Here is an 11,968-nt window from a genome sequence, read left to right as displayed (position 1 = left end):
GTCAGGCGGAACGGCTCTCTCCCGCCCGGTCGGTGAAGCCGCCGCGGAGGTCGCCCGCGAGCACGGCCCGCGCATGCTGCGCCATCTCGAGCACGCGCTCGGCGTCGGCCCCGAGGCGCTCCTCGGTGACCTCGCCGACGATGAGATCGACCTGACGCGACAGCTCGTGGCGCTGGTCGTCGAGCTGCGCGCTCGCGGCGACATCCCGCAGCATGCGCAGGAGAGCGGAGAGCACCGTCGGATCCTCGCACCCGTAGCGGCGCATGGGCACGCAGACGAGGTCCAGGTAGTAGCGGAGATCGCGGTCCGGGAAGATCAGCCGGCCGCGGCCATCCTCGTCGTCATGCCGCTGCGGACCGAGCCGGCGCGGCTGCAGCCGCACGAAGAGGTCCGCGCAGTAGCCGATGGCGTGCGCGGCCGTGATGGGGTCGTTGATGCCCGGGGAGATCGCCTTCGTTGCGATGTCGGCGAGCTGACGGAAGCCGAGCGCGACATCCTGCTCGGCCGTCCGCTCATAGCCGAGCTCCAGCGTCTCCTGCAACGCGCCACAGAGCGCGTCGTCCATCGCCGCGGGGGCGCCCTCCTCCGTCCAGACCTCGGCGAGCGGCGTGCCGCTCACGATGTGGTCGCCGGGGCGGACGAGGAGCTGGCAGGTGACCCGGTACTCGCGGCCGGCGGCGACGAGGGCGTCGATCTTCACGTCGAGCAGGAAGCCGCTGCGGGCGGAGAAGAGAAGCGCCCCGCTGCCGGCCGGGCCGAACGACGGGTCGGGCAGGCCATCCGGCTCGCCGATCTCCGGATACGTCTGCTGGATGATCGCCACCGTCTCGTCGCGGACGGAGACCATCATGGTCTCCACGCGCAGCGAGCGGACGATGTGCCCGGTGAAGGCCAGCAGGCCGACGATCGAGCAGATGCCGAGAAGCGACGTGAGAGCGAGGAGCAGAACGGGAAGCGGCTGGTCCTCGCGCACCCCGCGGAAGCCGGTGAGCGCGACGACGAACGTCGACACGAGCAGCGCCAGCAGGGTCTGCGTGAAGGGATCGCGCGCGAACTGGCGAAGGAGCCGCGGGGAGAACTGCTGCGACGACAGCTGCAGGGCGACCACCGTGACCGAGAAGGTCAGCGTCGTGGCGGCCATCGTCGAGGTGGCGACGGTCTGCAGCAGCGCGAGCGCGCCGGCCGCGTCACCGGGCCATGCCAGCATCGGCCAAAACGACTCGCGCTCGGTCGGGAAGGCGATGAGCACCAGTGCGACGGCCAGGGAGACGAGCGCGGAGACGAAGGGCCAGAACCACATCGAGGCCCTCACGCTCTCGGCGGAGAATCGGAACTTCGATCGGCGGGATCCGGCACTGTGCGCCACTGCGTTCTCCTCTGGGTCGGCTGCTCTCATTCCATCCGCGAGGAGCGGACCGGCTGAAGCGGCTTGACAGCGCTCACTGGGAGCGGGCAGGGGCTCACTGGGGGCGGGCAGGGGCGGGCTGCTCCTGTTCCTCCTCCGCGACCCCGGCCTTCTGCCAGGGCCATCGACCGGTGATCTCGAGCTCGAGCGACCAGCTGAGGAAGGTCCGGATGACGACGATCACGGCGAGCACGCCGACGCTGTCGAGGCTCGGCGTCACGGCAACGGTCCGGATGATGTCCGCCGCGACGAGCAATTCCAGGCCGAGCAGGATGGATCTTCCCAGGAACCTGCGGAATCGGCCGTAGACGTTCTGCTTGCGCTGGGCCATCCCGCCGATGGCGAAGACCACCGCGGCGAGCGCGCCCAGCACGATGGCGATCACCCCTGCTGCGTCGACGACCTTGCCGAATCCCTCGACGATCTCCTGGAAGTCCATGCCTCGTCCTCTCCTCTGGGTCGGCGGCCACGCTAGAGGGCAGAGCCGCATCGCCGCGAGAGGTCGACGCGCCGGGGCCACGTGGGCTATCGTCGGGGCCCCGGCCGGTTCATCCACCCCGAGTGGCGTGCGCCGGCACCATCCAGCGAAGGAGGACCCGTTGACTCACGACGTTCAGACCATGCTGAAGACTCATCCGGGCGAGCCCGCCGTGGACCAGGCGAAACTCGCTGCCTGCATTGAAGCGTGCTTCGACTGCGCGCAGACCTGCACCTCCTGCGCGGACGCCTGCCTCGCCGAGGACATGGTCGCCGAGATGGCGAAGTGCATTCGGACCGACCAGGACTGCGCGGACATCTGCCAGGCGACCGGGCGCATCCTCTCCCGTCAGACCGCCTTCGACGCGGCGACCGTGCGCGCGGTCGTCACGGCCTGCGCGACGGTGTGCGGAGCGTGCGCCGCCGAGTGCGAGAGCCACGCCGACATGCACGAGCACTGCCGCCTGTGCGCGGAGGCGTGCCGCCGCTGCGAGCAGGCATGTCAGGAGCTGCTGGCGTCGCTCGGGTGAGGCGGACGCGCCCGACGGGGTGATCGCTCCCGGGCATGAGAAAGGCTTCTGCATGTTGCAGGAGCCTTTCTGCTCGTGAACTTCAGAAGGTCGTCTCCAGCCGGAAGCGCGCGTAGGCGGCCAGGTGAATCGCCTGCAGGCCTCCGACTTCGCTCACGGGGATCAGGTGATACTGCAGGTCTCCATCGACGATGAAGAAGTCGTCGATTTCGTCAGGGTCATACGTTCGGCGTGTCCCTCGCGAAGTGGAGAGGTACACCTTCCAACTGTCGCCCACCCGCACCGTAGAGCTCTTCACCTGAACGCGTCGGAACTCCGCGCCCCGCTGCACCAGGAGGTCGTAGCGGCAGGGTTCGAGCGGCCAGGACACGTCGTCACCGCACAGAGTGAACCACGCGGCGGCGAGCAGGGGCCCGGCGCGCCGGAGGTGGGTCCTCTCCGGTTGGATCTCCTCCTTCGTCCGACGCCTCGGCTTGGACTCGTCCGCTAGGTGCGTGACGTCCAGGCCGAGGCGCGCGGCATGGCCCCGGACGGTTGCCCTGTCCACGGTTCCCGTCGGATCGACTAGTCGGCTGAGCTCGGCCCAGTCGCGAGATGCCGCGACCGCCTCTCGGAGACGGTCATCCGTCCACTTCCGACCTCGAAAGTGCTGATGGTCAATCCCTAGCTCGTCGACTCGATGGCGCACCGAACGGATCGCAGCGGCAGAAGTTGCCGCGAGGCCGAGTTCCCGCAGCACTCCTCGCCACGACTGGGACGCGGCCACCGCCTGGCTCAGTTGCTCGTCGGAGTACGTGCGCGTCGTTGCCATGTCGGCAGAGTAGGGCCGAGCACCGACACGCGCACTCAGATTGCCGGAGAGCGGCGCCCCAGAGGGCCGCGAGAAGGTCAACTATTGGGTCGTCGACGACCGGCATCTCACCAACCAGAAAAGTCCCGGAAACCCTGAAGGTTCCGGAACTTCTTGGTCGACATTGTCTACCTCTGTCCAATAAATCACCGACCTCTGTTACGGCGGCTCAACTTCGCGAAATTCCGCCTCTATCATGGGTTCTGCGCGAAGTCTCCAACCTCGCGTGAAGCGCGGGTGGAACCGACTGAGCGGCGAAGATCAGGCGGTTGTTGTCGCGCGCTATAAGGATGGCGTGACCTCCACTGCGCTGGCCGCCGACTTCGGTGTCGCCAAGTCCACCATCCTCCGGATACTTCGCGATGCTCGGATCGTGGTTCGCCGCCAGTCGATGACTCCCGATCAGGTGAGCGATGCGGCACGTCTCTACGAGTCCGGCCTTTCGCTCTCCCAGGTCGCCAAGCGCCTCAACGTGAACCAAGAGACAATGCGTGTCGCGATCAGCGCCACGGGAGTTACGCTTCGTCCGCCGACCGGCCGCCAGGGGCAGGCAAGGCCGAGCGCGTGAGAACTGCATGTAGGTTCACCGCGGAGCTTTCGCAGAGTCGGGGCCCGCGTGCGCACAGGATCGCGAGGCCCACTTTGACGGTTCGACTGGCGACAGACGCTTGCCTGCCGAAGGCGCTAACTCACGCCTCCTTAGCCCCGTGGCTTCCTCCGGCCGGATGGTTCGCGCCGACCGCCGTGGAATACTCCTCGGTGAGCGTCCTGGCGTAGTCCACCAGGTCATACAGAAAAATCGGTCCGACGATTGTGCGATCGGTGTCCGCAAGGACTCGATGATCACGGTGTAGCGGGTTGAGGCAGGTTTCGAACACGTTCATGTCGATCGCGCCCCACTCTCCATGGACGTTGCTGCTCGCAGGTTGGAACAGCAATCGGTAGTCGTCACCGAGGTCAGTCTCGTCAGCCATCCTCCGCATGTCGATACCGGCGAAGTTGCCGCCGAGATCGATGCTGACGAACTCCTCGTACTGGTCGCGGTTCACGTAGGCCGAGATCAGCTTGAGATAGTTCTTCATGCCATCGCCGGCCTCTCCCGCGGCGTCGATGAAATCCTCCATGTGGAGCTTGAGGAGCTTGAGGTGTCCCACTCCGTAGGCCCGGAACTTCTCGTACAGTTCGGGATCGTCGTGGGCAACGAGGTAGCGGATGATGACTCGAGACTCGACGAGCGCTCGCAGAACCGGTGCGCCGTGCTCCATGGTCCACATGAGCGGGTACCCCGCAATCGTTCGGACTAGCCGGAGCGCGCGTCCAACGAGACCTGTGAGGACCTCAAAGCGATGAGGGGAATAGAGGTCGGGGTCGGTCGTCTTCGCAACCTCGGCAAAGCCCGTCCAGAGCGCCTCCACCTTCTCGCGAAGCTCTCGAAGCGAGTCACGCACCTCATCCGACCGGCCGTCGAGGACCTCAGGGCCTGGCTCGGTGTTCGATAGTTGGCAAGCGTAGAGATTCCAGTTGGCGCGCCAGAACTTCGTCGGCCATTTCAACTCCCCGTCTGACATTGACTCCATCGCGAGAAATGCCGCCCGCACATGGGATTCCACGCGGGCCTTCTGCTCATCGTTGGCGTCTCTCGGATACTTGCGGAAAGCCTCCATGAGCTCATCCGTCATGACCTTGTCCGAGAAGGACACTCGACCGGCTTTCACCATCTGACGGAACAGAAGTGCTTTAGCTCGAGTCGCGACGTTGCCTCGACCGTCCAAAGCCTTACCGACGACATCGCGAAGCCCTCGCTCTGCGGTGGCGGGGTCTATGACCAATCCGGTGTCCAACCATGGTTGAACTAGCCAGCGCCCCGGTGCCTCCGGGTACATCGCGAGGGCGATCGCGAACTCTTCGGGGAAGATGCTGTCGTAGGCGCCCACCGTGACCAGGTGTTCAAGCAGGCTCGACCGTGCGCCCTCCGGAATTGCTTCGAAGTCGGAGAGCTTGCCGGTGAGAAGCCAGTCGTCAGGAAAGTCCGTCCTGTCGTCCCCAAGCCCTGTTTCGATCTCGTCCAGGTACTTCGAGGTGGCGAAAACATCGAAGTACTCCTCAGAGCTGACCTGCCAGCAGAGCCACAGGTAATTGGGGAGCGAATCTTTGGACCAGGGCGCGAGGGTCATGTTTGGGATCGTCATCATCGGCGGGGTAAGTACCTTGCCCCTGCGTTGGTGATCAGTCAGTGACGATGTTTGGCGCGCACGCTGTCTCGTGGTCCTGTTCCGCTTACCCTTCGACACTTGACCCAGTCCATTCCGCTTGCTGCGCTGACTCGTCCTGGCGATCAGGCAATGTGTGCCGTGAGGGCGGGTACGCCGCGCCCGCCGCGACGCAACACCAGGGTCGGAGATCCCGATCGGCTAGTACTTGGGCGACTGAAATCGGAGCGTGTTCGCACCTCACCGCTGGAACGATATCTGAGTACGTCATCGCTTCCGCTTCTTCTTGCCGGGGTTGAGTCGCTTCGTCGCTCGTCGCGCCGAAGGCGGGACTGGACGCCCCATGACCTCGACGGGGATGAGTCCCATCTCAGTCGCCAGTTGATCGAGCTCTGCGTCGACAGCGGGACGCCGGTTGTCGTATCGCACGGAACGTATCGCTCCTCGCTCGTCGACCAACACCATGAGCGCGCGGTCGGATTGAATTTGGTGCTTCTTGGTGATGCCGTACGTCGCGAGCTGGTGGCTCGCGAGCGCGCGCGGCATCTTGGCTGGTTGCGATCCGACGAAGAGCGTGGGGTAGCCCCAAGCTCCAGCGAACGCCACGAACGACGTGTGCGGTTGCCCGTCCTTCTTAGTTGCCTCGATGACGTTGTCGATACCTCGCACGACGTCTTCTTGTGCTTCGTCCGCGAGATTCAGAAGGTCGGACGAAAAGCGAAACCATCCCGGCTTGCGGCCATCCTGTAGGAAGTCCACCAGCCCAAGCAGTGCGGGATGAGAACTGAACTCCGGCTTAGGCGCTTCCTCCTGGCTGGATCCCTCTCGGAAGTAGACCCACGCGTCGAGTGGATCGGTATGAGTCATGACTCGTGTCGGGACGGACTGGCCGCGGTACCGACGACGGTCTTTCGCAGTTGGACGGCGCACTCCAAGGAATTCCTCACTCACGCGGTCCGGGTCAGGCTCGACATAGAGCTGCCCCGAGAGGAAGAGCATGAAGAGGTCGAGCTCGTCTATGGCTGCAAAGTTGAGCGAGACTTCCGATTCCGTGCGTCGTCGAAGGTAGAGCAGGAACTCTGCCGGACGATCAACGACCTCAGCGACGATCGCGAGGTCGTGCAGCGAGACGATCCAGGGAAAGCGGTCGCTCTTGACGACGCCCGCTCGCACGAGCTCGTCCAGGGCCGTCGCGAGCGGGCCCATGTCATCGAGGCAGACAGCCACTGACCGTAGTTCCCGGATCGAGGTGAGATCAAGCCACTGTTGGTTCTCGTCCCACAAGCCTCCGTTGGTCCGTATGAGGCGCTCGAGCCGAAGCGCCTGTTCAGTCGCCTCCCCGACTGTCGCACGCAGATCACCCGCGAGACGCTGCACGTGGCCCCCGCGGGCCCGATGAGAGACACTCCTTCCCTTTACTTCGACGCAGACGGCAACGTCTTCCACGAGGAACAGTGCATCTGCCTCCGTCTGCTCTGCAATCGACGTGATCTTGACGGCGTCGGCACCCAGCTGCGTGACATCGATACCTGGATTGGGACGAAAGTACTTCAAGTTCACGTACGTAGCGCTCGTGCCGAGCAGTGTCTCTAGGTGCTCGACTGCGAGCTGCTCGCTGACCGCAACACGGCGCTTCTCGTAGCGCTTCCATTTCGCCGCGTCGGCTTTGACGGTCGCCTCGACGACCTGACGAAAGCAGTCCGTCCCGATCGGAACGTTCAATGAGATGTAATTGCCCTCGCCGTCAACAACGAGGGCCGCGTTACGGAAGGGGCTGTTGCCTGCGAGGTAGGACTCAACTATTGCAACCGGATCCGATGGCGCTCCGAACGGAACGCTGAATCGTTGAAGCACCTGCTCCACATGCGCCAGCCCCAAGTTGCAGGCAGCTGCGATGTCGGAAGCAGTGAACGAGGCGCGCTTTCCGGGGAAAAACATGAGATCGTGCACCGCAGCGCGGCCCTGCTCGATGCGATCTTCCGGCTGCTCTGCCCGTCCACTGTCCGACCACTCTTGTGCGATCTCGCCGAGAGTGTCTCGTGCAGCGAAGAAACGGTCGAGGTACACCTCTCGAATCGCAGTGCGCACAGCGACGAAGTCCTCATAGCTGAAGCCAAGCGAGCCGAGCAGCAAGTCACCGATGTGCTCGGTTCCAAACAGCGCTTCGTTCATCCCGTCGTGCACGTGCGCGTACTGCTTGAACTTCACGTTGACGTCATGCCCGACGTAGGTGGCCGCGAGAGTTGTTAGGGGACCGTATTTGTCATCCCGCCCATCCGAGAGCAACATGAACTGGCCCATGCTCAGCATCGCGCCGCAGCGATCGTGAAGGTCGGGGATCTCAGCTGCCGGATTCCCCTTCCTCGTGTCAGCACCCTCAGGAGTACGTTCACCCCGGGCAAGAAGGATGAGTGCGACTAACTCAACCGCCGCAGGTCGTTGGTCCGCGAGGCTCTCGCGATACCCGTCGAGCACAAGCGGAGTCTCTCGGAGACGCATTAGCTCGATGACATCGAAGGCATCGGCCTGTTCCAGTGCCTCACTTATCGCGGCAACGTTCTCTTGAATGACCTGCGGCCCCCGCGCCGCAAACTCGAGCAACGTCTCCCCCTGGCGCAGACCAGCTATGGCCGACGCCATGCTCCTGAAGGCTGCCTCAATACCCTCGTCGTCCGCCGATATCACCCGTGCCGACGGAATGCCCTTGCTTGCCACTGACGCTCCACTCTCTCAGTTGTAGACGGTAGAGCACCGGTCAGACATCGTTGCTCGGGTGTTTGGGCACGCGACGGCGGCTCCCGAGTTCATCGGACGACGCGCCGTTTAGTCGTTCCCACGGAGGTACCGCTTCCCCGCGACGATGTACGCGTGGATCTGCTGGGCAGAGGTCGTGATCGATCCTTCGCCGCGGCCCCGCACCAAGATCCGGCTCCGAGAGCGAGGCGTGACACTCGTCTCCGCTAAAGAGAAGTTCGGAGATGGCTACATGGGCGGCGCCATGGAGGCGATCAGGGACATCATGAACGAGGTCCAAGTCCGCCAGAGCGGCGAGGACATCAAGATCAAGATGGCACGCAAGGTCCAGCGATCGACCTCGATCACGCGCGCTATCCACAAATTCAGTGGGCGCTCGAGCAGTACACGACTGACCAGTTCTCGATCTGGCAACTGTGCGGGCTGCTCGAGGAGCAAGGACTCACCACTCGCCCGTCCGCGAAGCGCCCCGCCCGCCCGCTCTCACCAAGCGCGCTTGCCAAGATCCTGCGCGACCCGTACTACACGGGCGCGATTCGCTACAAGGATGCCCTCTACGTCGGCCGCCACCAAGCCATCGTGGAGAAGACAACCTTCCTGACGGTGCAGCGCATACTGGACCGCCGAAACCGGAAAGGTGACCGCGACATCGCTCACTTTCACTACCTGAAGGGGATGCTCGCTTGCGGCGCGTGTAGCGCCGAAGTACGCGCGAGCAGGCTGATCTACAGCCAGAACGTTGGAAATGGCGGCACTTACGAGTACTACCTCTGCGCGGTGAAACAGCGCGGCAAGTGCTCCTTGGGCGCGATTCGCATGGACGACATTGAGGCGGCCGTTGCTCAAACGGTCCGTCTGGAAGGGCTTCATTCCGCTGCCGCCGAGACGGTACGCCAAGAGCTGTCTACTCCGATGGCATCGCTCCAAGCCGCACACCGAGAGCTGAAGGAGAACCTGCGACAGCACCTCATCAAGCTCGAGGCGCAGGAAGAACGACTCATTGACCTGGCTGCGGACGGCACGATGCCCAGCGACAAGCTTCGCGAGCGGCTGAACGACATCAGGCTACAAAAAGGCGCAATTAAGGAGCGTCTTGCGCGCACCGAGACCCACCTGGGATCAGGCGCAGAGAAGGTCCTGGCCTACATCGATCTGCTCGAAAGCCCCGGAGACCTGTACGCAAGCATCTCCCCCAACATCCGCCGGGACGTGCTCTCCGCGTTCTACGAGCGACTCGTCGTACACGTGGAAGACGACGCGATCCGCTTGCAGCCCATCAGCACTGAGGTGAACGACGCGATTCATGCATGGAGCAGCGCCGCAGAAGCTACAAACGAAAGAGCCTCCCACGTTCCCGCGGAAGGCTCTCCGTTGTCGACCACCAAGAGGGACAACTTGTCCATTGGTTTGAGTAACTCTTAACTGGTCGGGATGACAGGATTTGAACCTGCGACCCCCTGACCCCCAGTCAGGTGCGCTACCAAGCTGCGCCACATCCCGCCGCCCGCGCGAACGCGGACAACTCGAACAGTCTACCGGGTCAGGGAGGGTGCCGCGAACCACGATGACCGCCGCGTGTGTCGGCGGGCAGGAGTAGCGTCTGACCATGGCAGAGATCACGACGACACCAGCGACCGGCGCGCAGTGGGACGACGTGCAGAGCGCCCTGACCGGCGGCGGCGACGGCCGGTCGTGTCAGTGCGCCTGGCCGCTTCTCACCAACGCACAGTGGGAGGCCACGAGCACGCCCGAGCGGGAGCGCATGCTGCACGACGAGATCGATGCCGGCCCCGCGCCCGGGCTCGTTGCGTACCTCGATGGCGAGGCCGCCGGGTGGGTGCGGGTCGGACCCCGCCCGCCGCAGCGACGGCTGGCGCACTCGCGCATCGTGAAGACAGGCTCCGAGGAGCCGCTCGACGACGTGAGCGTGTGGGCCATCACCTGCTTCTCCATTCGCGGCGAGCACCGCGGCAAGGGCGTCATGCGGGCGCTGCTCGACGCCGCCGTCGAATTCGCCCGGGACAGCGGAGCGCGTGTGCTCGAGGCCTACCCGATCGACACGGACGCGCAGGAGCAGACGCGGTCGAACGACCTCTACGTCGGAAAGCTCTCCACTTTCACATCCGCGGGCTTCGAGGTCGTCGCGCGTCCCACGCCGACTCGGGCCGTCGTCGCTCTCGCCTTCGGCCCGGCGGCCTGAACCACGAGGACCGCCGTACGATGGACGGATCATGAGCGAGTCCGTCCGAGTCGATGTCTGGCTGTGGGCGGTGCGCGTCTACAAGACCCGGTCCGCCGCGACCACGGCCATCCGCGGCGGCCACGTGCGCGTCAACGGCGATCACGTGAAGGCCGCGTACGCGGTGAAGGTCGGCGACGAGGTGCGTGTGCGCATCAGCGGCTTCGACCGCATTCTTGGGGTGAAGCAGCTGCTGCAGAAGCGCGTGGGCGCGCCGATCGCGGCCCTGGCGTACGAGGATCGCACTCCCCCGCCGCCGCCTCGCGAGTTCGTCGCGCCGATCGTCACGCGCGACCGCGGGAGCGGTCGGCCGACGAAGCGCGAACGCCGCGAGATCGACAAGCTCATCGGCCGGGAGTGACTCGGCGGACGACGTTTCGTCTCGCTTCGCTCGCTCAACGTCCAGGGAGGGCGGAGTCACGGACGACGTTTCGTCTCGCTTCGCTCGCTCAACGTCCGGTAGGTGCGTGACGCGGACGACGTTTCGTCTCGCTTCGCTCGCTCAACGTACGGTAGGTGCGTGACGCCGGGCTAGGCGAGCTGATCCAGCAGCCAGCGGGTGCCGACGACCGACGCGTCGACCTCCTCGAGACGCCCGCGCAGCTCGCGGTCGCTGGTCACGACGGTGGTGAGGAGTCCCGACGCGACCATCGCCCGAGCGCGGCGGACGATCTCGTCGTCACCCGAGCCATCCGCGGAGAACACGCGCACGCCATCCGCATCGGCGACGCCGCGCGCCTGCCCCTCGACCACCATCGCGAAGCTCGGGAACCAGCGCACCTCGGGAAGCTTGAGCACCTCTGCCGCGACGCCCTCGATTGCGAGCGCGGCGATGCGGTCGCGGAGTCGGACCGCGGCTCCCTCTCGATCGCGCCACCAGCCGTCCGGCACGGAGCCGACGACGTTCGCGGCGTCCACGAGCACGATGGGACGGACATCCAGCAGCGCGCGAAGGGATGGCCACGCGGCGGCGAATCCGGGATGAAGGGGCAGCGCGTCTACTTCCGCGACGGGAACCCATGCGAGCTCGAGGCTCTCGGGGTCGCTGATGACCGGCTCGAACGGGTCGGCGACGTCGGCGACCACGGTCGTGTACTGCCAGACGCCGGCGTCGTACACGTGCGTGAAGCGCGGAACGACCGCGCCGTCGGGAACGCCGGCCTCCTCCTGCGACTCCCGGATGGCGCCGACGAGAGGCGCCTCGCCCTCGTGGAGCGCGCCGCCGGGCAGCGCCCAGGTGCCGCCGAAGTGGCTCCAGCCGACGCGGTGCTGCAGGAGCACGCCACGCGCAGGGTCGACCGCGAGGAGGCCCGCGGCGCCGAACCGTCCCCAGTATCGCTGCCCGTCGGGCGTGACCACCCAGGCGTCTCCGGGATCGCGCGGACCCTGAGGCCGTCGGGGTTCGCCGGGCGCGGGAGGTTCGATCGTCACCGTTCCACCCTCGCACATGCGCGTGATCCGAGGGCACGGCCACGGCCATCCGCTCGCGTCAGCGAGCTGACC

11 protein-coding genes and 1 tRNA gene are annotated in these 11,968 nt (G+C 65.3%); 5 read left to right on the top strand and 7 right to left on the bottom strand.

Features of this window, described 5'->3' with window-relative positions; genetic code table 11:
* Position 1 precedes the first annotated feature (1 nt).
* Together QWJ90_RS14155 and QWJ90_RS14150 are read right to left on the bottom strand one after the other, a co-directional pair.
* A complete protein-coding gene (locus QWJ90_RS14155; RefSeq protein WP_290108511.1) occupies positions 2-1,366 on the bottom strand; it encodes a DUF2254 domain-containing protein in 1,365 nt (454 codons plus the stop codon).
* A gap of 94 nt (positions 1,367-1,460) precedes the next feature.
* On the bottom strand, positions 1,461-1,844 hold the full coding sequence (locus QWJ90_RS14150) for a DUF1622 domain-containing protein (RefSeq protein ID WP_290108510.1): 384 nt from the start codon (positions 1,842-1,844) through the stop codon (positions 1,461-1,463).
* 160 nt (positions 1,845-2,004) lie between these two features.
* Between QWJ90_RS14150 and QWJ90_RS14145 the strand changes: the two genes are divergently transcribed.
* Complete coding sequence (locus QWJ90_RS14145; RefSeq protein ID WP_290108509.1) at positions 2,005-2,412, top strand: four-helix bundle copper-binding protein; 408 nt, start codon at positions 2,005-2,007, stop codon at positions 2,410-2,412.
* An 82-nt stretch (positions 2,413-2,494) separates the two neighbouring features.
* Here QWJ90_RS14145 and QWJ90_RS14140 read toward each other — a convergent pair whose 3' ends face one another.
* Positions 2,495-3,223: a group I intron-associated PD-(D/E)XK endonuclease gene (locus QWJ90_RS14140; protein WP_290108508.1), complete on the bottom strand. Its 729-nt coding sequence runs from the start codon at positions 3,221-3,223 to the stop codon at positions 2,495-2,497.
* Between the two features lie 235 nt (positions 3,224-3,458).
* On the opposite strand from QWJ90_RS14140, the gene QWJ90_RS14135 reads away from it, so the two are divergent.
* Positions 3,459-3,830: a helix-turn-helix domain-containing protein gene (locus tag QWJ90_RS14135; RefSeq protein WP_290108507.1), complete on the top strand. Its 372-nt coding sequence runs from the start codon at positions 3,459-3,461 to the stop codon at positions 3,828-3,830.
* Between the two features lie 121 nt (positions 3,831-3,951).
* On the opposite strand, the gene QWJ90_RS14130 is transcribed toward QWJ90_RS14135, so the two are convergent.
* On the bottom strand, positions 3,952-5,436 hold the full coding sequence (locus QWJ90_RS14130; RefSeq protein ID WP_290108506.1) for a DUF5677 domain-containing protein: 1,485 nt from the start codon (positions 5,434-5,436) through the stop codon (positions 3,952-3,954).
* A 303-nt stretch (positions 5,437-5,739) separates the two neighbouring features.
* Positions 5,740-8,187: a hypothetical protein gene (locus QWJ90_RS14125; RefSeq protein WP_290108505.1), complete on the bottom strand. Its 2,448-nt coding sequence runs from the start codon at positions 8,185-8,187 to the stop codon at positions 5,740-5,742.
* Positions 8,188-8,559: 372 nt separating this feature from the next.
* On the opposite strand from QWJ90_RS14125, the gene QWJ90_RS14120 reads away from it, so the two are divergent.
* On the top strand, positions 8,560-9,648 hold the full coding sequence (locus tag QWJ90_RS14120) for a recombinase family protein (RefSeq protein ID WP_354670435.1): 1,089 nt from the start codon (positions 8,560-8,562) through the stop codon (positions 9,646-9,648).
* A gap of 1 nt (position 9,649) precedes the next feature.
* On the opposite strand, the gene QWJ90_RS14115 is transcribed toward QWJ90_RS14120, so the two are convergent.
* Positions 9,650-9,726 (bottom strand) — tRNA-Pro (locus QWJ90_RS14115).
* A gap of 106 nt (positions 9,727-9,832) precedes the next feature.
* Between QWJ90_RS14115 and QWJ90_RS14110 the strand changes: the two genes are divergently transcribed.
* Both QWJ90_RS14110 and QWJ90_RS14105 read left to right on the top strand, forming a co-directional pair.
* On the top strand, positions 9,833-10,426 hold the full coding sequence (locus QWJ90_RS14110) for a GNAT family N-acetyltransferase (protein ID WP_290108504.1): 594 nt from the start codon (positions 9,833-9,835) through the stop codon (positions 10,424-10,426).
* A gap of 31 nt (positions 10,427-10,457) precedes the next feature.
* Positions 10,458-10,826, top strand: a complete 369-nt coding sequence (locus QWJ90_RS14105; RefSeq protein ID WP_290108503.1) for an RNA-binding S4 domain-containing protein — start codon at positions 10,458-10,460, stop codon at positions 10,824-10,826.
* Between the two features lie 170 nt (positions 10,827-10,996).
* Here the strand turns inward: QWJ90_RS14105 and QWJ90_RS14100 are convergent, their stop codons facing one another.
* A complete protein-coding gene (locus QWJ90_RS14100) occupies positions 10,997-11,896 on the bottom strand; it encodes an NUDIX hydrolase (protein ID WP_290108501.1) in 900 nt (299 codons plus the stop codon).
* Positions 11,897-11,968: the final 72 nt, after the last annotated feature.

This window comes from Microbacterium oryzae, from assembly GCF_030406385.1.
GTDB classification, from domain to species: Bacteria; Actinomycetota; Actinomycetes; order Actinomycetales; family Microbacteriaceae; genus Microbacterium; species Microbacterium oryzae_A.
This window is presented reverse-complemented; position numbering and strand designations above follow the sequence as displayed.